A 21357-nucleotide genomic window follows, 5' to 3' on the forward strand; every position below is an offset into this window, starting at 1 on the left:
AGGCACATTGCAGCGGCCCTTCTCCTTGCGTGGCGGCGGCTTATCAATATGCGGCGAGACTTCGCGCCCGGTCAGATGGACACGGAGGCCTTGGCGTTGCTCAGAATTCCGCTCATTCCTCGCCGTGGCTGGCGAGGGCGAGATTTCCGCTTGTCAGCCTCGCGTGTGTCCGTCTTGGCGCGGATGCTGCGGGAGCCAAGGCGGTGCGGACTGGACGCGGGGACGTGTCAGAGAGCTTGAAATTGACGATGAGCGATGAAAGATGCCGAGCCTCGTTGGTGAGGCTGCTCGCGGCTGCCGTCGATTGTTCGACCATTGCCGCATTCCTTTGAGTCATCTGATCCATTTCGCTCACGGCAGTGTTGACCTGGTGCAGGCTGCCTGCCTGAGCCTGGGCAGCGATTGAGATCGCATCCACGAGCGTACTGATCACCGAGACGTTGTCGACAATCCTTGCCAGCGATTCGCCGGTCTTCTTGACGAGAGTGACCCCGTTTTCGACCTGCTGCGAACTCGCCGAAATAAGGGACTTGATGTCCTTCGCGGCATCAGCAGACCGTTGCGCCAATGCACGTACCTCGTTGGCAACCACGGCAAAACCCTTGCCGGCGTCGCCGGCCCTTGCGGCCTCGACACCCGCATTGAGAGCGAGCAAGTTGGTCTGGAACGCAATTCCGTCCATCAGATTGACGATCTGCGAGATCGCCTGTGACGATTTCTCGATGTCCGCCATGGCTTCAACGGCTTTGCGCACGACATCGCCGCCTTCGTTGGCGTCATGCTGCGCAGATTTGACCGAGGCGGTGACATGTTCTGCCTTTCCGGCTGTGTCCTTTACGCCCGAGGTGACCGAACTCATGGCCACAGCGGTTTCCTGCAGAGATGAGGCCTGATGCTCCGTTCGGCGCGCGAGATCAGCGGCAGCCGAGCCGACCTCGGAAGAGCCGGTATCGATGCCCTGCGCGACGTTTGAGACCTGGGTCAATGTCGAGCAGAGCGATTGCTTGGCGGTGTTAAAGTCCTGCCGGAGCTGTTCATATTGCGTTGGAAAGCGGTCGTCGATGGTATGGGCAATGTCGCCGTCGGCTAGACGCTTCAGCGCCTTGGCGAGTATGTTCACCACAATGCTCTGTTCTTCGGCAGCGCGCTCGGACTTAACGGACAATTCCTTTTGCGCAATTGCCGCGTCGCGGAAGGTTACCATGGCCTTGCTTAATCTGCCGACACAATCATTGTAACTTGCGCGCAGGATTGGACGGTCGATCTCGCCAGCCGCGAGTGCTTCCATATCGACCACCGTCTCGACATAGGGGTTGGCAATCAGCCTCCGCATTATCACCCCCGCAACGAGGCCGAAGAGCGCGACGCCCACGGCGACGAGCTTCAATGTCCCAAACTGCTCAGAAGCGGAACGGACGAGGCTGAGGTCGCCTTTGGCGACAGTGTCATTCATCGAGCCATCGAGCAGGACAAATGCCGCGAGCATGATCAGCAAGAGCGAATACAAGCCAAACGCGACAGCAAGCTTCTGCCGTATAGGCGCATCCTGTTCGAACCAACGAAGCATAATTGTCCCCTCCACGTCCCCCGGTGCGTGACCGAAGCTCAACCGGGGCTTAACGCAGAATCCTTTGCTATTCGTGAACAGCCGGCGATTCGGGGGGACGGCGAGCATCACCGCGAATGTCGCTGCGACGTCTGGACTTTGTGCCCGCTGTCAAAGAACTGTCACTGAACGGAGCGGCCGCTATCGCTCGCTCGCGCAAGAGTGAGGGCGGACCGGGCGCCGAACGCGCCGTCCGACCAGCCGCGAGACGATCGTCACCACCGACAGATCAGCAGCGACATTGGCGCTGGTATCGAGAATGTCAGGCAGCGCGAAGACCGCGATCAGCAGGGTGAGTAGCTCGAACGGGGCACCGAGCACCGCGAAGATCGGGCCATAGGCGGCGAACAGGACCGCCGAGCCCGGCAAGCCGACTATGCCGATATTGGTCAGCACCCCGATCAGGCTGGCGAAGACGATGTGCGCGGCATCGGGATGCACCCCGCACAGCCGCGCGCCGATCAGTCCGGCCGCGACCCCGCCGAAGACATTGCCGAAACGGAAGGTACTGACAGCCAGCGGAATCACCGTTTCCACGACCGCCGCCGGCAGCGCCAGCCGATCGCGCGCGGCGACGAGCAGCGCCGGCAGGCAGGCCATCGAGCTCTGGGTGCTCGCCGCGATCGCGAGCGGCGGCGAGGCGGCGCGGAAAAAGCGCGCGGACGCGATGCCACCGCCGACGATGCCGAGCAGCATCGCGCACATCACTGCGCCCGCCAGCACGACCGACAGAAGCACGACATATTGGATCATGCTCGCGGCAAGGCCCAGGCCGATGCCGAGCGCGGCCTGCAGCGCCAGCAGGAAAACGCCGATCGGCGCCAGGCGGAGGACCCAGTCGATGATTACCAGCATGGTTTCGCCCACCCCTTTGATCAGGCAGGTGACCGTTTCGGCCTCGCGCGGGCCCAGGCGGGTGGTGGCAGCGCCGAAGATCGCCGCGAAAACGATCAGCGGTGTCATCGCCGCTTCGGCGGCGGCGGCGATCGGATTGACTGGAATGATCGTCAGCAACTGATCGGCGAAAGACGGCGTCGCCGGCATCGCCACGGCCCCCTTGAGCAACGCCGCGCCGAACTCCACGGGCGGCCACAGCGCCATCACACCGAGCGAAAGCAGCGCCCCGCCTAGCGAAGCGACCGTCAGCAGAAGCGCGAACAGGCCAAGCGTGATGCCGACGATGCGGCCGGCCGAGGCCTGGCGGATCACGGCGGCCACGCCATTTGCCATCAGGCAGAAGATCAGCGGAACGAGCGTCATTCGCAACGCGTTCAGCCAGAGCTGGCCGATCAGCGTGATGTGCTGGACGACCGCGATCATCGACGGTTCGCCGCGCCAGCGCAACATTATGCCGAACAGGAAGCCCGCGAGAAGTCCGCCGAGAATCCACGCCACCCGCCGCATTGCTTAGCCCCCGCCAGGAAGCGGGCAGCGTAGGAGGGGAAAGCGCCGAAGAGAAGAGCCTCGCAGCTCCCGCGCGTCACCGGTCCTGTCGCTTGACCGCGACTCCGCGCTATGGGATTCTGCCCCACAGCGGAATTTCCACGGGCGCGACGCCCGAACAGCCGGGCAGACACGGACATGGCAAGTCGTAGCATCACCATTGCCGGCGGGGGCGGCGGACCGGGCGGCTGGCGCGACTCGCTGGCCGGCCTCGGCAGGCGGGCCGGCGCGATCCTCGCCGCGATCGCGCTGCTCGGCACGACGATCGCGCTCGGCTTCGTGCTCGCCAGCTATCATGTCACCGATCCGGCCTGGAACACCGCGGCCGGTGGCCCCGCCCAGAATATCTTCGGCACGCCGGGCGCTTGGATCGCCGATGTTGCTCTCAGCATCTTCGGACCGGCGATCGCGATGGTGCTGCCGCTCGGGCTGCTCTGGGGCTTGCGATTGTGGCGCGGTCATCCGGTCGGCCGCTGGGGGCGCTCGCTGGCGATCGCGCTGTTCGCCGTGCTGTTGCTCGGGATCGGCTTGGCCCTTTTCCGCGGCGGCTCCGTCGCCGGTCTGCCTGCGGGCTTTGGCGGCAGCCTCGGCCTCGGCGGTGCGGCGCTGATCGCGATGGGGCTGAACCAGCTCGCCGATCCGATGCTCGCCAATGGCATCCGGCTAGGCTCGGCCGCGCTGTTCGCCATCCTCGGGGTGACGCTCTGGGCGTGGGGCCTCGGCCTGCTCGGCGACGAGCGTGACTGGCTGTTCCGGCGCGGCGCCTATGCGCGCCGTCCCCTCGAGCCGTTCGACGTGGACGAGAACGAGGAGGAGGGCGACAACGGTTTCGAGACGATTGACCGCGCGCCGGTCCCGATCCGCCCACCTCGTTACGCCCCCGTCGGCGAGAATGTCGCCGACGCCCCGCCGCCGGTGATCGCCGACCGCAAAAAGTCCGCGGCGCCCTCGGCCAAGGCGGTCGCGCGCGAGCGGCAGAACAGCCTGCCGCTCGGCGACACCTACAAGCTGCCCAGCCTCGGCCTGCTCGCGCCGCCGCAGCCGTCGAACAATAAGGTAATCGACAAGGCTGCGCTCGAACGCAATGCACGGCTGCTGGAAACGGTACTCGACGACTTCAACGTCAAGGGCCGGATCGTCGAGATCCGCCCAGGCCCCGTCGTCACCATGTACGAGCTCGAGCCGGCGGCCGGCATCAAGGCAAGCCGGGTGATCGCCCTCGCCGACGATATCGCTCGCAACATGTCGGCGATGTCGGCACGTATTGCGGTCATCCCGGGACGCACCGTGATCGGCATCGAGCTGCCCAACGCGAAACGTGAATCCGTATCACTGTCCGAACTCATTGCCAGCGACGCGTTCGAGGACATTACGGGGCTGGGCCTCGTCCTCGGGAAGAATATCGGCGGTGATCCCGTGGTCGCCGATCTCGCCCCGATGCCGCACCTACTCGTCGCAGGCACCACCGGCTCGGGCAAGTCGGTCGGGCTCAACTCGATGATCCTGTCGCTGCTCTACCGGATGACGCCGGATCAGTGCCGGATGATCATGATCGATCCGAAGATGCTCGAACTCAGCATCTACGACGACATCCCGCATCTGCTATCCCCGGTCGTCACCGATCCGCCCAAGGCGGTGCGCGCGCTCAAATGGGCGGTCGAGCAGATGGAGGACCGTTACCGGATGATGTCCTCGATCGGCGTCCGCGGCCTCGCCAGCTTCAACGAGAAGGTGCGCGCCGCCAAGACCAAGGGCCAGCCGCTCGGGCGGCGCGTCCAGACCGGCTATGATGCCGAAACCGGCCAGCCGATCTACGAGGAGGAGAAGCTCGAATTCGAGCCGATGCCGCAGATCGTCGTGATCGTCGACGAGCTCGCCGACCTGATGATGACCGCCGGAAAGGAGGTCGAGTTCCTGATCCAGCGGCTCGCACAGAAGGCGCGCGCGGCCGGCATCCACCTGATCATGGCCACCCAGCGGCCGTCGGTCGACGTCATCACCGGCGTCATCAAGGCGAACCTGCCGACCAGGATCAGCTTCCAGGTGACCAGCAAGATCGACAGCCGCACCATCCTCGGCGAGCAAGGTGCCGAACAGCTGCTCGGCAAGGGCGACATGCTCTACATGCCGGGCGGCAAGCAGATCATCCGTGTCCATGGGCCGTTCGTCTCCGACGACGAGGTCCGTGCGGTCGCCGACCACTGGCGCAGCCAGGGTACGCCCGATTATATCAATGCGGTTACCGAGGAGCCCGAGGACGGCGGCTTCGCGATGGAAGGCGGCCCCTCCGGCCCCGACGACCCCGAAACCCAGACCTATCGCCGCGCCATCCAGCTGGTTGTCGAGAACCGCAAGGCTTCGACGAGCTGGCTGCAGCGCCAGCTGCGCGTCGGCTATAATTCGGCGGCGCGGCTGATCGAGCGGCTCGAGAAGGACGGCATCGTCTCGACGCCCGACCATGTCGGCCGCCGCGAGGTGATGATCGAGGTCGCCGATCTGGGGCGCTTCTTGAGTTAAAGTGCATCCGATCTTCTCGGACCCGGCCCGTCGCCCCGGCGGAGGCCGGGCCGCGGTCGTCAAGCGCCTCGCGCTGCGGCAAGGGTAGCAGGTGCCTCGCCGCCTTCGGACCCTTTGCGCGTCGACAGGATCATCCCGATCGACGCGACGACCACCAGCGTCACCGCAAGCCACTGCAGAACGGTCAGCTGCTCGTGCAGCAGGACGGCGCCCGTAATCGCGCCGATGGCAGGCTCGACGCTCAGCAGCACGCCGAAGCTGTTCGACGGGATGCGCTTCAGCGCCACCATCTCGAGCGAATAAGGTATCGCGCTCGACAGGATTGCAGTGACGACGCCAAGCAGCAGCAGGCCGGGCGCCAGCAGCGCGCTTCCCGCCTGGTAGACGCCGACCGGCACCACCAGCAGCGCCGCGGTCGCCATGCCGAGGGCAACCGACTGGCCGCCATGGAGGTGGCCCGTCTGCTTGCCGAAGACGATATAGAGCCCCCAGAACAGCCCTGCGGCGAGCGCGAAGAGCATGCCGGTCGAATCGAGCGCATGATCCGCCGCGCGGATCGGCAGCAGCAGGAGCAACCCCGCCACCGCCAGCCCGACCATGGCGAAATGGACGGGGCGGCGGGAGGTCAGCAGCGCTACCGTCAGCGGCCCGAGAAACTCGATGGCGATCGCCAGGCCCAGCGGGATCGTCCGCAACGCCATGTAGAAGCACAGGTTCATGCTGCCCATCGCCGCGCCATATCTGGCCGTGGCAAGCAGGTCGGCGCGGGTCAGCCCGGCCTGCCAGGGGCGCCAGATCAGCATCAGGAGCAGTGCCGAGAATCCGACACGATAGGCAGTCGTCGCCTCGGCGCCGACCAGCGGGAAGAGCTGCTTGGCGAAGGAGGTGCCGATGCAGAAGGCGAATATCGATCCCAGCAGCGACAAATAGGGTAGCGCGGGATAAAGGCCGGCGAGTCTGCGCGGAATTATCGTGGTGAACATGGGGAGTGGATAGCCGAAATGCTCTGACGGTGTTCGGCGATTTCTGCCATGAAATGGCGGAAACAGGCGGACTGGCACCTCTTATGACTGAATCCATTGAAATCGATTCTTTCGATCGGCGAATCCTGGCGATCGTCAGGCGAAACGTCCTGGAGCCCGCGCGCGTGATCGCCGAGCAGGTCGGCCTGTCGGAAAGTGCCGTGCTGCGCCGCTTGCGCAGGCTGCGGTCCAGCGGTGTGATCATTGCCGACGTGGCGCTGATCGACACGGCCCGATTGGCGCCAGCCATCACCATCCATGTGCTTGTCGAGTTGATCCACAGCGGCCTGAAGGCAGAGCGCGCCTTTGCCGCGACCCTCGAACAGCGGCCAGAGGTGATAGCGGCATGGAATGTCACCGGCCGCACCGATTTCCTGCTGATCGTGTCGGTGCCGTCGATCGAAGCCTATCAGCGCTTCGCCGACGACGTGCTCGCCTCAGATGACAATGTTCGCGCCTTCGAGACGCTGGTCAGCCTGCGCGAGATCGTCCGGTTCGATCCGTTGCGCGCGGGCGAACCGGCCTGAACCGGCGACGGATCACCGGGTTACCGGGTCGCGCGGCTCCACGGTGCTGTTGTCGGGCGCCGCGCCCGGCGTCGAGCTGATCGGTGTACGGTCGATCGGTTCGACGGTGCTGGCATTGTCGGCGCGTTTCGATTCGCTGCTGTTGGGGCCGGCCATGTCCTGCCGCATGTTGCAGCCCGCCAGCGCCACGACCGACAACAACAGGGCAGCGGCCGCCTTGCCGCCGGTCACGAGTCCGCCTCGATATCCTCCCCGGCGCCCAGCACATCCTCCTCGTCGCGGTCGAGCTGTCGGTCGATCTCCTCCGCGATCAGGTCCATCTGGTCGTAACTGGCAACGATCTCCACGGTATTGCCGTCGTCCGTGTTGAAGTGGATCAGATAGTCGTCGTCGCGCTTGGTGATCTCGAACCCGGTGAGCGGTGGCATGAGCTATTCCTTTCGGCCTTGAGGATGGTGCGCACATCGTGGCGGCGGACGCCCTCTCAAACGGCCGAGATCACGCGGGGTTCAAGCGTGTCAGCGAAACAATCTGAAAATTATCAATATCTTATCGTGCATCAGTAGCGAAAGGGTGGAGGCTGCTGCAAGGTCGTCGAACCAAAATCGGGCGCGGAGCCATGACGGCTGGCAAGCCGTTGTCAACTGGACCGCTTCATGAGGAACAACCATGGGGCGGACCATCATCGGCCGGTTTGAAACCCGGCGGGGCGCCGAACTGGCGGTCGAGCATCTCGCCCAGGATCTCGGCGTCGAACGCAGCGACATCTTCATCGATCTACGCGGATCTTGCCCGGCCCCGTCACGGCGGCTGCCGACATCATCTTTCCGCTCATCCTAACCTCGCGCGCTGGATGGACCCGCACAGCGCGAAGGAGCGTTTGAGCGGCTGCCTGAAATGGGAGAACGACTATGCCAGCGACCAAGAAGAGCGGTGCGAAGGTTGATGGCCTTCACCGGCCGGTACAGCCATCCGATGAACTGGCCCAGATCGTGGGCTCCAAGCCGATGACGCGTGCCGACGTGGTCAGCAAGCTATGGGAATATATCAAAAAGCACGACCTTCAGGACGCGAAGGACCGCCGCAATATCAAGGCCGACGACAAGCTGGCCAAGGTGTTCGGCAAGAAGGAAGCGTCGATGTTCGAGATGAACAAGCATCTGGCTGCACACCTCAAGCCAGTGGTCGGTTCATAGGACCGTCGGCGAAGCCGACATCGTCAATCCGTTGCCACTCGATATTGGAGTGCACGCGCCGCATATCGCGTATATACAACCTTGCCTGCGCGGCCTCGCCGCAACAATGTCAGGCAGATCCGGAGCATATGATGCTCACCAATGTAGCCGGCACCGACCATCTGCTGAGACTTGCCGAGCGCGCCGGCGCACGCTTCGTGCTGAGTTCCACCAGCGAGGTATATGGCGATCCCGAGACCCATCCGCAGCATGGGGATTACGGCAGATGGGTAAGCTGCACCGGCCCGCGCGCCCGCCATGACGAAGGCAGACGCGCCGCCGAAACGATGACCTTCGATTTCGCGCGAATGCGCCGTGCCCGGGTTCGCGCCGCCAGGATCTTCAATAGCTACTGGCCACACATGCACCCCGACGACGGTCGCGTCGTTTCCAACCTGATCTGCCAGGCGTTTCGGGGAACGACATCACAATCTATGTCCACGGCGCATAGCGCATGGTTTGCGCGGGAGATCGGCAGCCGGTGGAACATGACAGGCTCCAAGGGTGCCGCAGCCTGAGCGCAATCCTCCGGCGCCCGGCGCCGACATGCCGTTCACGTTTGCTTTTGGCCCGCCTCGTCGCTGCGGCCGGGTCGGGCAGCAGGCGGTTAACTTATGTCAATCCTCTGTATTTTGTAATGGCTTAGGGTTGGCTGCACATGACAAATGAAGATGTACTCGCCACCAGGCTTAGCAATTTTACAAAGCTGTCCGACGAAGAGTGCCAGGCATTGCGCATGCTCGCACGCGACCGGGTCCGGCGGGTCGGCGCGCGCGTTGATCTCGTCCGGGAGGGTGAACGGCCCCGCAGCGTATTCCTGATTCTCTCGGGCTGGGCCTACCGCTACAAGACGATGGAAGACGGACGACGGCAGATCGTCAGCTTTTTGCTGCCCGGCGACCTGTGCGATCTCAACAACTTCGTCCTTGCGGAGATGGATCACACGATCAGCGCCCTGACCGCTCTGCACTTCGTCGAGCTGCCGCACGAGCGCGTCGCTCAGATCTGCGAGGAATTCCCCCGCATCGCACGTGCACTGTGGTGGCATATGCTGTCAGCGATATCGACACAGCGACAGTGGACCGTCAGCCTGTCGCGCAGCGCGCACGAACGCATCGGCCACTTGTTCTGCGAACTGTTCCTGCGGCTCCAGACGGTGGGGCTTACACGCGGCAACATGTGCGATCTGCCGCCTACCCAGACCGAACTGGCAGAGGCTACCGGCTTGACTCCGGTGCACGTCAACCGGACCCTTCAGGAAATGCGCGCCGAAGGATTGATCGTGCTGAAGGACAGGATATTGGAAATCCCTGACCTTGCGCGACTACAGCACGCGGTGCTGTTCACGCCGAACTATCTCCACCTTGGCCAGGCGGAGGCTGGGACGAGTGTCGAAAAGGACGTCGCACCCGCGGTGGAGATCTGATGAACCAGCAGGAGATCGAGATCGCTGCACTGCGAAGCGCCCTCAAACAGGCGCAGGTGCGGCACGAGGAAGACGCATCGAGGATCGCCGAGCTGGAGGCTCAGGCGGTTGCCGCGCGCGCCGATCTTCAGCATTATGTTCGGAATACGCTGGCCGTGGTCCGGTCGATCGCGCGCCGTACCGCCGCCAATTCCGAAAGCGTCGAGGACTATCAGGATAATCTCGATGGCCGGATATCGGCATTTGCCCGCGTCCAGTCGGTGTTGATGCGCAATCCTGGCAGCGGCATCGATCTCGGATTGCTGATCGCCGACGAACTGATCGCCTTTGGAGTGGGGCTCGGGAAGGAGGCGCGACTGGACGGCGCTCCGCTCCGGCTCAAGCCCAAGCCCGCCGGGCTGCTGGGTCTGGCCATTCACGAACTGGCGGTGAACTCGATCAAGGTCGGCGCGCTTGCCGTCGGCGGCAGCATCGCCGTCGCCTGGTCGGTAGAGCCTAATGGTTCGGAACCGGGCCTGCGGATCAACTGGTCGGAAGCCGGCAAGGTCCCCGGCGCGGACATGAATGAGAAGAAGCAGGGATTTGGCCCCGAGGTGCTCAAGGAGGCCATTGCCTACGAATTGTCGGGATCGGCCATCATCGATGTCTCTTCCACCGGTCTGATGTGCCGCATCCACCTCCCGCTCGAATGTCTGCTGAACTGAACGCGCGGTGATGGCGGGCGGGGTCCGCAACGGGTGGCCTCTTCCTGATGCAGTCCTGTCGCGAACGCCGGAACCATCATGCCCGCCGCGCGATTCCCGGAAAAGCACCAGGAGCCCGTAAATGTCCTTCCTCGACAGGATCATCGCCATCGTAACGCCGGGCGAGAGCGAGCAGGATCGCGCCGCAGCCCGCCATAATGCACGCCAGGTGGCAAGCCCCGGCGACTGGCTGAACATGGTGCTCGATCATCATGAGCAGATCGAGGCGGCCTTCGCGAAGGTGCTGCGGGCCGTGGATTCCCGTGCGCGAACCACTGCCCAGAAAGATCTTGCGGTGCTGTTGACCAGCCATTCCAATGCGGAAGAATCGGTGCTTTATCCGGCTCTGGCCGAAAGTGGCGAGAAGGGCGCGGCCAGCCTGGCCTATGAGGAGCAGGCCATGGCCAAGGTCCAGATGGCCCTGATCGAGAAGATGGATCCTGCTTCGCAGGACTATATCGAGACGCTCGAGCATATTCGCGGCGCGGTGATCCATCACATGTACGAGGAGGAGAGCCACTGGCTCATCGAACTGAGGCAGCATGCGCCGGCCGGTGACCATGAGATGCTGACGTCGCGCTATGCGGAAGAGATCGCGCGCTATTCAGGCGCGGAACTGGCTTGATGGCCAGGGCGGTGCTGGCACCGGCTGAGAGAACGAGACTATGACGGACCGCGACAAGAAGACCGGACGACCGGAACTGAAGAGCGGCTATACGGGCGACGAAGAACCGAGCGAGCCCGAACCGGGCCCGCCGATCCGCACCGAAAGCTTTACGGCCGAACAGAACCGCGGCCTGCGGCCACCCCGGGAGGGGAGCGGCGTCGTCATTGGCAGCGGAGCCGCGGCAGGCGGCGGTGGCGGCGCGGAGGACCATGACACGGACCCACAAGCGGGAGACGGCGCGCGGCGCGTCAAGCATGCGGAACGGCGACCTTCAGAGGGCGGCGACGCGCCCGTCGGAGGCAGCCGGTAGTAGGCGGCGGCCTTTAGCTCAGGCAAGCATGGTCTGCACCAGATCGGCGATACGACACGCCTTCAGCGGCTTTTCCACCCGCATGATGTCGGCGAAGCGGTCGGGAACGGCCCATTCGTCGTAGCCGGTGGCGAAGAGGAACGGAATGCCGCGCTCTTTCAGAAGATCGGCGATTGGAAAGATCATCTTGCCCCGCAGGTTGATGTCCAGCACCGCCGCATCGATCTTGGTCTGTGCCCGGATCAGGGTGGCAGCTTCATCTACCGACGGCACGGGACCGAGGATATCAGCGCCAAGCTGGCTCAGCTCGTCACGCAGATCGTCGGCGAGAAGATACTCGTCTTCGGCGATAAGAATCTGGCATCCCTTGAGTTTCTGATCAGCCATTGCTCGTCTCCAATCGAATGTCCTCGCAGGGAACGTTCACCTCGATCGTACAATGTACGCCGTCAGGCTCGAACGCGTAGCTCGTCCGCGCACCAAGCGAATAGGGCAGTGCACGCTCGATCAATTCCCTACCATAGCCACTTCCCCGCGAGCACTCGTCGCTCGGTATCGCGCCGACGCCACGCTCCCGCCAGTCAATCCACAAAGGGCGCTCGTCCCCTTTTGCACCTCCTACGCGCCAACACACCTGAAGGCCTCCTTCTGCCCTTGAAAAGGCACCATATTTCACAGCATTTGTCGTAAGCTCATGCAAGGCCAGCGCGAGCGTCTGAACCGCGGCTGAGCGGAGCGATACCCCTTTCGGGCCGTCAAGCGAGATCCGCTCGGCCCATTCAACACTGTTTAGCGGCACCTGTGCAGCAAGCTCCGACCGCAGCAGCGCATCGAAGGTAACTCTCATGCCGTCACGTTGCGACAACAGGCCCTGCACGCGCGAAAGGGCCTGGAGCCGGTCCTCGATGCACTTCTGGAACTCTTCAAGGGTATCGCTGTCCTTCAGCGTCCGGGTGGTGACGGATTGCACCACCGCCATCAGATTGCGCGTCCGGTGTTGCAGCTCGGCCACAAGCACCGCCTGTTCCTGCTGCAGCTGAAGGATGTCGTCGACGTCCGTTGAAGTGCCGAGCCATTCCACAGGGCCGCCATCGTCGCCGCCGACCGGCAATGCGCGCGTGCGGAAATGGCGATAGCGACCTTCGTCGAGGTGTAGGATACGTGCCTCGAACTCGAGCACGCCGCCTCCTACAGCATTGCCCCATGCTGCCAGCGCGTCACTGCGATCGTCGGGATGGAAAGCGTCCAGCCAGCCCATCCCTCGACACTCATCGGCGGTCTGGCCGGTATAACTCGTCCATTGCGGGCTGGACCATGTCCACTGTCCTCCATCCAATGCGCGCCACACGAGTTGCGGCATGCCTTCGATCAGGGTGCGGAAGCGCAACTCGCTCTGCTTGAGCGCGTCGAGCATGGTGCGCTGGTCGTGGATGTCCGTGCCTGCCGCGAACCACGCGATGATCTTGCCCTGATCGTCGCGCAGCGGCTCCGCCCTGATCAGCAACCAGCGGTAACCGCCTTTCCTGTCACCGATCCGCAATTCGGCCTGATAGGCCCAGCCTTCGGATATGGTGGTGGCCCAGGCGGCGCGGGCCGCATCGCGGTCCATGGGATGAACCATGTCGATCCAGCCGCGGCCATGCGCTTCCGCTTCATTCTGCCCGGTATAGGAGAACCAGCGCCGATTGAACCAGTCGGCATCGCCAGCGGCATCGGTACGCCACAGCAGATCGGGCACGAGATCGGCAATCGCGCGGAGCGACGCTTCCGTGCGCAGCAATGTTCGATTGACCTCCTGCACCTCGCGGGTCCGTTCCTCAACACGCCGGTCGAGGTGCTGGTTGATCTCGTGGAGTGTGTTGTTGGCGGCTTCCAGCTCCTCGGCGAGCACCTGCATCTCCTCGAACGCTACGCGCAGTGCTTCCTCGCTTTCGTTCAGCCGCCGCGCGGCTGCATGATCGGTTGGTTCCTCGGCCAGGCGCCGCAGGGCGAACTGCCTGTGCGCCTCGCGCAGTTCGTGCGATAGGTCCGCGACGCGCCGGAGCAGCCGATCCCGATCCTCGACGAGGCGTTCATTCTCCTCGAACGCCGACTCAAGCGCAGCCTTCAATTGCTCAACCTCATCGAGCAATCTCACATCGCTACGTGACCTGTCATAATCCGCGGTCATATTCGAACCCTGTTACAGGCAGGATAACGCAAGAGCACGTCAAAAGACGCCAAAAATTAATCCACTGCGAACCCCCAAAGTCGTTTGCATCGTTATCGAGGGGAAGGAGATTGTCCTGTCTACCAAGGACATCATCGTAATTGCTTGTCCGCCGGCGGGATCGAGGCTCTGCAGCGCCTGTGTGCCAGCCTGCGTGGTGACCTTCCATCGGCGATCTTCGTCGCCCGGCATCTTTCGCCTTCCACCCGCAGCGTCCGGCCAGAGCTTCTCGCCAAGGGGCCCGCTTCGCGCCGTATCGCCGGCGGAGGGGCATGAGATCGAGCCCGTCATATCCATGTGGCGGCGCCCGATAGTCCGAACAAGATTTCTGCGAGGAGGCGGCGCGCGACGACGAGCCGACCTCCTGCTGCGGTAAGCCGTTCAGATGATTAACCCTGCTTAGGGGCACCCGTTGCCGCTGGACTAATCTGCACGCTATGATCGATCGGGTGATATTGGAGCACCGCAGTCTCGACATTTCCAAGCCGGTGCTCTGCGGGCAAGCGGGCAGCGAGCGGATACTCGTCGAGCTGGATACCAGCGCCACGATGAAGCTGTGCCCGCAGGGCAGCAGCGCCGACACGCAGCGTGTCATCGACCAGGGTTATGACCGGATCGTGCGCGCAGTCGAGCGGCTGCTCGAGGCGCGCTGTTCCGAGCGCTCGCGCGTCGATCACAGGACCCACATCATCGTCTCCGCACTGGATCTGGACGCGGAATAATCTGATTTGCCACCTCGCGGGAAAGTCTTCGTCGACGCCGCAACGATAGGAACGACCTCGTCGCTGATGCGGTTGAGCCGTTTCATCAAGCGGAGAATAGAACATGGACACGCCGGCAAGGTCGCGCGCGACGGCCGACGCCGCCCGACCGCCTGCTGGCGATCCGCCGATCCAGCCGATGGAGGCGCGTCTCGCCGATACGCTTCCCGTGGGAGCAGGCTGGCAATATGAGCCCAAATGGGACGGTTTTCGCGCGATCGCGGTACGGCGTGGCGGGCCTGTCTCGCTGACATCGAAGTCCGGCAAGCCGCTCGACCGCTATTTCCCGGACATCGTCGCCACACTCGAAGCCGTGGCCGAATGCGAGTTCGTCCTGGATGGCGAACTGGTGATCCCGGTCGGCGATCATCTCTCCTTCGGAGCGCTGCAGGCGCGCCTCCATCCGGCGGCCAGCCGCGTCGCACGCCTGGTGCGCGAAGCCCCTGCCCAATTCATTATCTTCGATTGCCTGTCGTCGCGCGGCAACCGGCTCGACGGAGCGCCATTGCGCCGACGGCGCGCGGCGTTGGTAGCGCTATTCGCTGATCTCGACCGGCCCGACCTGCTGCTGTCTCCGGCGACGACGGACGCCGGCATCGCGCAGCGCTGGCTCGACGACAGCGGCGGCGCACTCGATGGCGTCATCGCAAAGCCCCTCGCCGAGCCCTATCGCGCCGGTGAACGCGCGATGGTGAAGGTCAAGCAGCTACGCACCGCCGACTGTGTGGTCGGCGGCTATCGCGAAACCGACAACAGGGAGGTCGCGTCGCTGCTCCTCGGGCTTTACGACGAAGCAGGACGGCTCGATCATGTCGGCTTCACTTCGGCATTCGCCGCGGAGGATCGCCGGCAGTTGAGCGCCGTCGTCGAGCAGCATCGCGGCGGGCCCGGCTTCACCGGCGACCGGCCCGGCGGCCCCAGCCGGTGGAACGCCGGCAAGGAGAAGCCATGGATTCCGCTCCACCCCGAACTGGTAGCGGAAGTGATCTACGATCAGATCACCGACGGCCGCTTCCGCCACGGCACGCGCTTCCTCCGCTGGCGCCCGGACAAGAATCCCGCGCAGTGCGATCGCAGCCAGTTGGTTCGCGAGCTGCGCCCCAGCGAGCTCGCCGATGTCATCGCGCCTTCACCGGCCCGACTGCGATAAAGCAGAGCTACATTTTCCAGCCTTTGGAACCACTTGACGATTTAGATGCAATCACCAAAATATCGAATCGGCGGTTTCGCCATTTTGGAAGGAGTGACAGGAAGAAAGGAGGCAGATCCATGTCCCTCTCCCATTTTCGCCATCCCCTCGATGTCGCCGAACATCCCAGCCTCGAACCTGAGGTCAAGCGCGCCATCCTCGCATCCTGGGCTTCGGATGCCGCAGCGATATCCGGAAAGCCGGCCTTGCKGCGCCCGGCGGGACTCGGCCGTCCCGTTCCGGTGGACGACGTCCTCGACGCGCTGAAGTCACTCGATAGCTGAGAGGAGGAAATCATGTCGAACAAGTTCCTCACCTATCTCGAGCGGGAACATGCGCGACTGGAGCAGCTTGTCGCGAACGAAGCCCGCAAGCTCCAGCCCAGCCAAATCGAACTCGCGCGCCTCAAGAAGATGAAGCTGGCGGTGAAGGACCAGATCGCCGCGTGGCAGCACGACAGCCGGGCGCTTGCCAGCGCCTGAAGCGCCGGGGCGGGTCGCCCCGCCCCGGCATGCGCATCATTGGCGATCGGGATCATCGTGGACCCAGGCGGCGATCTGGTCCTGCTGCCCTTCCGACGGCGGCGGAACATCGCCTTCCTCGTCGGGGCCGAACCAGGCCTGCTCGTCGTCATCGCTGCCGCGCGGTATCGGCGGCGTGCCGTGCCGAGCCCTCACGATCGGCAGGTGATCCTGGATCGCCTGCTCGCGACGTCCGAGACGACGGGCGATCTCCGACACCGGCGCGCCGGCGGTGTCGAGCTGCTGCACCAATTCCAGATCGGCCTGGGTCCACTCGGGATCGCTGACATCGTCAACCATGATCTTCTCTCCGCGCATCCGTCGCGCGGACGACGAGGCATGCCGTGTAAACTTAGCATGGCCCGGTGCGTTCCACCCCAGAGCTGAGCCGTTCGGGCTACAGGCACAGGGCGAGAAGCGGCGGAGCTGGTGATGGCAGCAAAGAAGCTCAAGGTCTTCAGGACGACGATCGGCTTCCACGACGCCTATGTGGCCGCGCCCAGCCAGAAGGCGGCGCTCGCAGCCTGGGGCAGCGACCATAATCTGTTCGCGACCGGCGCGGCCGAACAGGTCAGCGACGCCGCCCTGACCGCGGAACCGCTGGCGAAGCCCGGCGAGGTGATAAAGAAGGTGCGCGGCTCGGTCGGTGAACATCTCGCCGCACTCACGGAAACGAGCCGGCCACGCCGCAGAGCCCGGCCCACCCCTGCCGCGACACCCGTCCTCCCGCGCCCGAGCCGCGCAGAACTGGATCGCGCCGAACAGGCGCTGGAAAAGGCGAAGGCCGCTCGCGACGAAACCATGGAGCAGCTTGCCCGGGAGGAAGCAGACTTGGCGCGCCGCCGCCGGAATCTGGAGCGCAGGCATGAGCGCGAGGCAGAACGGCTTGCCTGCATCCTCGACGAAAAACGCAGCGAATATTACAAGGCGATGGCCTCATGGCGCAGCGGATGAGCCTTCATCGGCACGAATTCGCCGCCTCAACAGCCAATCGCCAGGCCGCTACGGGGGAGAAGCGACCTGGCGACATCATGGGCATACCAGATATCTGGGGGGGTAACTGGCAGCTCCATAGATAGATGGTACCGCCGATGCAGCGCTAATCCATGATGGCGCGTTTATACGTCTCGGCGCGTGCAGGCGCCCGCTTGGCGCTACGCGGCGGGAATAGTTGATGATATCGGCGATGGTCCTGGTTGCGAAGAGGGAAGCATGAAGAAGATTGGCCTTTTGATCCTGCCTGCCGTGCTGACGCTGGGAGCGGCGCAGCCTGGCGCGATCGTCGACGGCAACCAGACGAAGCCCGCGGAAGGCGAACGGATGAGGTCGGTTCGGGACAGCGCCGGGCGGATCGCGTCCCAACCGGTGAAGGATGTCGGCGTGGTGCGCACCAATTTCCCTCCGGTCCTGCTCGCGGCGCGCGAGGACCCCTACAGCCTCAACGGCATCAAGACGTGCCGACAGATCTCCGCCGCTTTCGCCGAGCTCAGCGAAGCGCTCGGCCCCGATTTCGCCGCAGGGCCGGCCAAGAAGGAAAACCGCGCCGGCAAGCTTGCCGAAGCAGGCGGGCAGACGGTGGTCAACTCGCTTATCCCATTTCGCGGCCTGGTGCGGGAGATAACCGGTGCCGCACCGGCGCAGCGCCGGCTGAACAGCGCCATCGACGCGGGCTACGCCAGGCGGGGATTTCTGCGCGGGCTGCACACCGCCCGTCGATGCCGGACACCGCTGAGCTGAGGCTTAAGCGTCGGCATCGATTATTTGCTGGCCGCGGCTGGCCAGCACGCTATCGTCATCGCTCAGCAGAGGGAGAGGAAGCCAATGCTCGTCATGTTCGTCGGTACCGACAGGGTCGAAACCGCGGTCAATGCGTCGCAGATCACCTTCATATCCTCGGTGACCGAGGGAACCCGCATCCGCTTCGGCGAAGGCCGCAGCGTCACGGTCACCGAACCGATGGCGGAAGTTGTCGAAAAACTCAACGAGATGCTGAGACCGCACGAATAGGACGCCGTGGTCCTGATACCGAAGAGCATAGCTTGGGCGTAGCGCCCGCGTGATCAAGGTCCAAACCATCGACGAGAGCCTGATTCACGCTTTCGGTGGGAAGCGCATAGCGCTTCCACCTCAAACGATCAGGCTCTAAGACGGCCAAATGGAACGCCAAGACGTCATCATCCTCGGCGGTGGGCTGGTCGGCCTTACGCTCGGCATCGCGCTCGCCCGTCACCAGATCAGCGCGGCCGTCATCGATCCGGCCGATCCCGACCGGACGCTCGACGCCGGTTTCGACGGCCGTGCCTCGGCTGTCGCGAGCGCACCCTGGCGGATGCTGCAGGCGATCGGCGTGGGCGCCCTGCTGGAAGGCAAGGGCTGTCCGATCCAGTCGATCAAGGTGCAGGACGGGCTGAGTCCCGAGGCGTTGATGTTCGAACCATCGGCCGACGACGGCGCGTTGGGCCATATGTTCGAGAATCGCGACCTGCGGCGTGCGCTCGATAGCGCCGCGCGAGCGACCGAGGGTCTGACATTGTTGCGGCCATCGCGCCCTGTCGACGTCCAGCGCGATCTCGACGGGGTTCGCGTGACGCTCGCCGATGGGCAGGTCGTCACCGGTTCGCTGCTCATCGGTGCCGAGGGCCGCCAGTCGCCCAGCAGGGAAGCGGCCGGGATCAGCGTCGCCCGCTGGAGCTACGAGCATGTCGCGATGATCGCGTCGATCGCGCACGAAAAACCGCATGGCGGGGTCGCCCATGAGATATTCTACCCGGCCGGGCCGTTTGCGATCCTGCCGCTGATCGACGGGCAGGAGGGCGAGCACCGTTCGGCGCTGGTGTGGACCGTCGACAAGAAGCAGGCACCCGCGATGCTCGGCCTGCCCGACCGCGCCTATCAGGCCGAGGCCGAAAAGCGGATGGGCGGCATATTGGGGCAGGTGAGGATGATCTCTCCACGCAGCTCCTTTCCACTCGGCTTCCATCATGCCGCGCGGATTACCGACACGCGCTTTGCGCTGGTCGGCGACGCTGCGCACGGGATCCACCCGATCGCCGGGCAGGGCGTCAATCTCGGCTATCGCGATGTCGCGGCTCTGACCGAAGTTCTGGTCGAGGGCATGCGCCTTGGCCTCGATCCGGGCGACGCCCAGCTGCTCGCGCGCTATCAGCGCTGGCGCAGCCTCGACAGCTTCATGGTCGCCGCCTCGACCGACGGCCTGACCCGGCTGTTCGGCATTCCCGGACGCACGGCAAGGACGGTGCGGCGGATCGGCCTGGGCGCGGTGCAGCGCCTGGGGCCATTGAAGGGGCGGTTCATGTCCGAGGCGCGCGGCGAGACCGGCGCGTTGCCAAGGTTGCTGCAGGGACTGGCGATCTAGGGATTGCGCGTCTTTGCGGGGAGGGAAGGTCTATTTCCGAATCTTCCGAGCCTCTTCGACCAGCATGACCGGCACGCCCTCGCGCACCGGGAAGGCCAGACCCGCTGCTTCGGACACCAGCTCACCCGCCGCTTCGTCATAGCGTAGCGGCGTCCGGGTCACCGGACATACCAGCACAGCGAGCAGTTCCGGATCGAGGGTCATTGGAGCGTCGCGGGTTCGTCGTCCCCGCGACGGAAGAAGCCGAGGAACTGAGCGAGCAGATCGGCACGGTCGGCAAGGGTTGCGGATTCGAGCAGCGCCTGCTTGGCCGCCGCGTCGAATGGCGCGATCGCCGCGATGGCGTTGACCAGTGTCTCGTCATCGAGCCGGCTGACCGCGGTCCAGTCGACCGCGACCCCGCGGCTGTCGGCGAAGCGCCGCGCCTCTCGCTCGATTTCGGCACGGACGATGCTGGGCAATGGGTCGGGAGCCCCGGCATCGGCAAAACCCGAAAGGTCGGCCTCGACTTGCCGAAACGGAGTCGAGACTTCGAGTTCGCGCAGCACGCGGAAGCGGCTGATTCCGTCGAGCACCAAGTTGAAACGGCCGTCGTCGAGCCGTTCAACCTCGCGGATATGGCCGATGCAGCCCACATCGAACAATGGTGGGGGCTCGCCCGGTCCGCGCGGCTGGATCATCGCGATGCGCCGGTCGCGCGCCAGCGCGTCGGACACCAGCGCCCGATAGCGGGGTTCGAAGATATGGAGCGGCAACTGGCTGCGTGGAAACAGCAGGGCGCCTGCCAGCGGAAAGATCGACAGGCGTTGCCCCACCAGCTGCGCCATGATCAGGTGAACAGGATAGCCGAGAGCCGGCGGCGCTGGTCGCGCACCCATCCATCCTCGAGGCCAACCACCTCCATCAGCTTGAGCAGTCGGGCGCGTGCGGCACCCTCGTTCCAGTCGCGATCCCGGGCTATGATTTCGAGCAGCTGATCCGCGGCGCCATCGCGATCGTTGGCCGCCATCAGCCCGCCCGCCAGGTCGAAACGGGCCTCGTGGTCGTCCGGATCGGCTGCGACCCGCGCTCGCAGCGGGCCGAGATCGTCGACCGGCTGCGCCTCGCGGGCGAGCGCCACGGCGGCCAGGGCGCGTGCGATCGGCGCGTCCTTGGTCTTGTCGGCCGGCACCGTCGCAAGCAGCGCATCGGCCTCGTCGAGATCGCCGGCCTTGACCATCGTGCGAGCAAGGCCTGAAATCACGCCGGAATCCTCCGGTGCCATCTCGATCAACTGGTTGAACACCGACAGCGCGCGCTCAACATCGCCAGCCTCGAGCACCTCCTCGCCCATCGCGATGAGCGGCGCGATATCCTCTTGCAGCCTGCCGGCCGCGCCCTGGACCGGCACCTGGCGCAATATCTGGTCGAGCATCTGGGTGAGCTGGCTCTCGGTGCGCGCCGGCGTCAGGTCGGCGACAAGCTGCCCCTGGAACAGCGCATAGACGGTCGGGATCGACTGGACGCGAAACTGCGCCGCGATCATCTTCTGCTCGTCGACGTTGATCTTGACGAGGATTACGCCCTTGTCGGCATAATCCTGCGCCACCTTGTCGAGCATCGGTGCGAGCGCCTTGCACGGCCCGCACCATTCGGCCCAGAAATCAAGGATTACCAGCGAGGTCATCGACGGTTCGACCACGTCCCGCTTGAACGCTTCGATCGCTTCCCGTTCCGCCGCGCTCATCCCCAACGTCGCCACCAATGATTCTCCTGCAGGCCTTTGGTCTGCCCCCTTATGTGGGAGGCTGCCGCCCGATGCCAAG

General features: G+C 64.5%; 30 protein-coding genes. 18 read left to right on the forward strand and 12 right to left on the reverse strand.

Annotation, left to right across the window (positions count from 1 at the left end; all coding sequences use genetic code 11):
- Positions 1 to 112: 112 nt before the first annotated feature.
- Together AC1DPF_RS04365 and AC1DPF_RS04370 are read right to left on the reverse strand one after the other, a co-directional pair.
- Positions 113 to 1567, reverse strand: a complete 1455-nt coding sequence (locus AC1DPF_RS04365) for a methyl-accepting chemotaxis protein (protein ID WP_477959908.1) — start codon at positions 1565 to 1567, stop codon at positions 113 to 115.
- A gap of 180 nt (positions 1568 to 1747) precedes the next feature.
- The gene (locus AC1DPF_RS04370) at positions 1748 to 3010 is read right to left on the reverse strand and encodes a dicarboxylate/amino acid:cation symporter (RefSeq protein ID WP_477959910.1); all 1263 of its coding nucleotides are present in this window, start codon (positions 3008 to 3010) and stop codon (positions 1748 to 1750) included.
- Positions 3011 to 3187: 177 nt separating this feature from the next.
- Between AC1DPF_RS04370 and AC1DPF_RS04375 the strand changes: the two genes are divergently transcribed.
- Entirely contained in the window at positions 3188 to 5566 is a 2379-nt protein-coding gene (locus tag AC1DPF_RS04375; protein ID WP_477959912.1) for an FtsK/SpoIIIE family DNA translocase, read from the forward strand.
- 59 nt (positions 5567 to 5625) lie between these two features.
- On the opposite strand, the gene AC1DPF_RS04380 is transcribed toward AC1DPF_RS04375, so the two are convergent.
- Positions 5626 to 6549, reverse strand: a complete 924-nt coding sequence (locus tag AC1DPF_RS04380) for an EamA family transporter (RefSeq protein WP_477959914.1) — start codon at positions 6547 to 6549, stop codon at positions 5626 to 5628.
- Positions 6550 to 6632: 83 nt separating this feature from the next.
- On the opposite strand from AC1DPF_RS04380, the gene AC1DPF_RS04385 reads away from it, so the two are divergent.
- The gene (locus AC1DPF_RS04385; protein ID WP_477871288.1) at positions 6633 to 7115 is read left to right on the forward strand and encodes an Lrp/AsnC family transcriptional regulator; all 483 of its coding nucleotides are present in this window, start codon (positions 6633 to 6635) and stop codon (positions 7113 to 7115) included.
- 12 nt (positions 7116 to 7127) lie between these two features.
- Here the strand turns inward: AC1DPF_RS04385 and AC1DPF_RS04390 are convergent, their stop codons facing one another.
- Both AC1DPF_RS04390 and AC1DPF_RS04395 read right to left on the reverse strand, forming a co-directional pair.
- On the reverse strand, positions 7128 to 7346 hold the full coding sequence (locus AC1DPF_RS04390; RefSeq protein ID WP_477871286.1) for a hypothetical protein: 219 nt from the start codon (positions 7344 to 7346) through the stop codon (positions 7128 to 7130).
- On the reverse strand, positions 7343 to 7543 hold the full coding sequence (locus AC1DPF_RS04395; RefSeq protein ID WP_477871284.1) for a hypothetical protein: 201 nt from the start codon (positions 7541 to 7543) through the stop codon (positions 7343 to 7345). The genes AC1DPF_RS04390 and AC1DPF_RS04395 overlap by 4 nt, the downstream gene beginning before the upstream one ends.
- Before the next feature lie 241 nt (positions 7544 to 7784).
- Here AC1DPF_RS04395 and AC1DPF_RS04400 point away from each other — a divergent pair, with 241 nt between their 5' ends.
- The 7 genes from AC1DPF_RS04400 (at position 7785) to AC1DPF_RS04430 (ending at position 11496) form a co-directional block, all read left to right on the forward strand.
- Positions 7785 to 7955: a hypothetical protein gene (locus AC1DPF_RS04400; RefSeq protein WP_477871282.1), complete on the forward strand. Its 171-nt coding sequence runs from the start codon at positions 7785 to 7787 to the stop codon at positions 7953 to 7955.
- Between the two features lie 71 nt (positions 7956 to 8026).
- Positions 8027 to 8311 (forward strand): SWIB/MDM2 domain-containing protein, encoded by a 285-nt coding sequence (locus tag AC1DPF_RS04405; RefSeq protein ID WP_477871280.1) that lies wholly within the window; start codon positions 8027 to 8029, stop codon positions 8309 to 8311.
- Positions 8312 to 8355: 44 nt separating this feature from the next.
- On the forward strand, positions 8356 to 8868 hold the full coding sequence (locus AC1DPF_RS04410) for an NAD-dependent epimerase/dehydratase family protein (protein ID WP_477959916.1): 513 nt from the start codon (positions 8356 to 8358) through the stop codon (positions 8866 to 8868).
- A 140-nt stretch (positions 8869 to 9008) separates the two neighbouring features.
- Positions 9009 to 9776, forward strand: a complete 768-nt coding sequence (locus tag AC1DPF_RS04415; protein ID WP_477871276.1) for a Crp/Fnr family transcriptional regulator — start codon at positions 9009 to 9011, stop codon at positions 9774 to 9776.
- Positions 9776 to 10480, forward strand: coding sequence for an HWE histidine kinase domain-containing protein (locus AC1DPF_RS04420; RefSeq protein ID WP_477871274.1), 705 nt, complete (start codon positions 9776 to 9778; stop codon positions 10478 to 10480). Before AC1DPF_RS04415 ends, AC1DPF_RS04420 begins: the two co-directional genes overlap by 1 nt.
- 121 nt (positions 10481 to 10601) lie before the next feature.
- Positions 10602 to 11144 carry a hemerythrin domain-containing protein gene (locus AC1DPF_RS04425; protein ID WP_477871272.1) on the forward strand — a complete coding sequence of 181 codons (543 nt, stop codon included), beginning with the start codon at positions 10602 to 10604 and terminating at the stop codon, positions 11142 to 11144.
- A gap of 40 nt (positions 11145 to 11184) precedes the next feature.
- A complete protein-coding gene (locus AC1DPF_RS04430; protein ID WP_477959917.1) occupies positions 11185 to 11496 on the forward strand; it encodes a hypothetical protein in 312 nt (103 codons plus the stop codon).
- An 18-nt stretch (positions 11497 to 11514) separates the two neighbouring features.
- Here AC1DPF_RS04430 and AC1DPF_RS04435 read toward each other — a convergent pair whose 3' ends face one another.
- Genes AC1DPF_RS04435 through AC1DPF_RS04445 form a run of 3 tightly spaced genes read right to left on the reverse strand, consistent with a single transcriptional unit; the run spans position 11515 to position 13897 of the window.
- Complete coding sequence (locus tag AC1DPF_RS04435; protein WP_477871268.1) at positions 11515 to 11883, reverse strand: response regulator; 369 nt, start codon at positions 11881 to 11883, stop codon at positions 11515 to 11517.
- Complete coding sequence (locus tag AC1DPF_RS04440) at positions 11876 to 13666, reverse strand: sensor histidine kinase (protein WP_477959919.1); 1791 nt, start codon at positions 13664 to 13666, stop codon at positions 11876 to 11878. The genes AC1DPF_RS04435 and AC1DPF_RS04440 overlap by 8 nt, the downstream gene beginning before the upstream one ends.
- Positions 13667 to 13705: 39 nt before the next feature.
- Positions 13706 to 13897: a hypothetical protein gene (locus tag AC1DPF_RS04445; protein WP_477871432.1), complete on the reverse strand. Its 192-nt coding sequence runs from the start codon at positions 13895 to 13897 to the stop codon at positions 13706 to 13708.
- Here AC1DPF_RS04445 and AC1DPF_RS04450 point away from each other — a divergent pair.
- The 5 genes from AC1DPF_RS04450 to AC1DPF_RS04470 all read left to right on the forward strand — a co-directional run bounded on the left by AC1DPF_RS04450 (position 13856) and on the right by AC1DPF_RS04470 (position 16137).
- Entirely contained in the window at positions 13856 to 13981 is a 126-nt protein-coding gene (locus tag AC1DPF_RS04450) for a hypothetical protein (RefSeq protein WP_477960172.1), read from the forward strand. The two genes, AC1DPF_RS04445 and AC1DPF_RS04450, sit on opposite strands and share 42 nt — an antisense overlap.
- Before the next feature lie 161 nt (positions 13982 to 14142).
- Positions 14143 to 14427, forward strand: coding sequence for a hypothetical protein (locus AC1DPF_RS04455; RefSeq protein ID WP_477871266.1), 285 nt, complete (start codon positions 14143 to 14145; stop codon positions 14425 to 14427).
- Positions 14428 to 14530: 103 nt separating this feature from the next.
- The gene (locus AC1DPF_RS04460) at positions 14531 to 15616 is read left to right on the forward strand and encodes an ATP-dependent DNA ligase (protein WP_477959921.1); all 1086 of its coding nucleotides are present in this window, start codon (positions 14531 to 14533) and stop codon (positions 15614 to 15616) included.
- Positions 15617 to 15735: 119 nt separating this feature from the next.
- Entirely contained in the window at positions 15736 to 15939 is a 204-nt protein-coding gene (locus AC1DPF_RS04465) for a hypothetical protein (protein WP_477959923.1), read from the forward strand.
- Positions 15940 to 15951: 12 nt separating this feature from the next.
- Entirely contained in the window at positions 15952 to 16137 is a 186-nt protein-coding gene (locus AC1DPF_RS04470) for a DUF465 domain-containing protein (protein WP_477871260.1), read from the forward strand.
- 36 nt (positions 16138 to 16173) lie between these two features.
- Here AC1DPF_RS04470 and AC1DPF_RS04475 read toward each other — a convergent pair whose 3' ends face one another.
- On the reverse strand, positions 16174 to 16476 hold the full coding sequence (locus AC1DPF_RS04475) for a hypothetical protein (protein ID WP_477871258.1): 303 nt from the start codon (positions 16474 to 16476) through the stop codon (positions 16174 to 16176).
- 132 nt (positions 16477 to 16608) lie between these two features.
- Here AC1DPF_RS04475 and AC1DPF_RS04480 point away from each other — a divergent pair, with 132 nt between their 5' ends.
- From AC1DPF_RS04480 to AC1DPF_RS04495, 4 genes are all read left to right on the forward strand, one after another.
- Positions 16609 to 17130, forward strand: coding sequence for a hypothetical protein (locus AC1DPF_RS04480; protein ID WP_477871256.1), 522 nt, complete (start codon positions 16609 to 16611; stop codon positions 17128 to 17130).
- A gap of 258 nt (positions 17131 to 17388) precedes the next feature.
- Positions 17389 to 17913, forward strand: a complete 525-nt coding sequence (locus AC1DPF_RS04485) for a hypothetical protein (RefSeq protein WP_477871254.1) — start codon at positions 17389 to 17391, stop codon at positions 17911 to 17913.
- 84 nt (positions 17914 to 17997) lie between these two features.
- The gene (locus tag AC1DPF_RS04490) at positions 17998 to 18183 is read left to right on the forward strand and encodes a hypothetical protein (protein WP_477871252.1); all 186 of its coding nucleotides are present in this window, start codon (positions 17998 to 18000) and stop codon (positions 18181 to 18183) included.
- A 148-nt stretch (positions 18184 to 18331) separates the two neighbouring features.
- Positions 18332 to 19552, forward strand: a complete 1221-nt coding sequence (locus tag AC1DPF_RS04495) for a UbiH/UbiF/VisC/COQ6 family ubiquinone biosynthesis hydroxylase (protein WP_477871250.1) — start codon at positions 18332 to 18334, stop codon at positions 19550 to 19552.
- A 30-nt stretch (positions 19553 to 19582) separates the two neighbouring features.
- Here the strand turns inward: AC1DPF_RS04495 and AC1DPF_RS04500 are convergent, their stop codons facing one another.
- Genes AC1DPF_RS04500 through AC1DPF_RS04510 form a run of 3 tightly spaced genes read right to left on the reverse strand, consistent with a single transcriptional unit; the run spans position 19583 to position 21278 of the window.
- On the reverse strand, positions 19583 to 19756 hold the full coding sequence (locus tag AC1DPF_RS04500) for a Trm112 family protein (RefSeq protein ID WP_477871248.1): 174 nt from the start codon (positions 19754 to 19756) through the stop codon (positions 19583 to 19585).
- Positions 19753 to 20379: an LON peptidase substrate-binding domain-containing protein gene (locus AC1DPF_RS04505; RefSeq protein ID WP_477959925.1), complete on the reverse strand. Its 627-nt coding sequence runs from the start codon at positions 20377 to 20379 to the stop codon at positions 19753 to 19755. The genes AC1DPF_RS04500 and AC1DPF_RS04505 overlap by 4 nt, the downstream gene beginning before the upstream one ends.
- Before the next feature lie 2 nt (positions 20380 to 20381).
- Positions 20382 to 21278: a tetratricopeptide repeat protein gene (locus tag AC1DPF_RS04510; protein ID WP_477960174.1), complete on the reverse strand. Its 897-nt coding sequence runs from the start codon at positions 21276 to 21278 to the stop codon at positions 20382 to 20384.
- Between the last annotated feature and the right edge of the window lie 79 nt (positions 21279 to 21357).

The organism is Rhizorhabdus sp. P4_G6 (genome assembly GCF_056401045.1).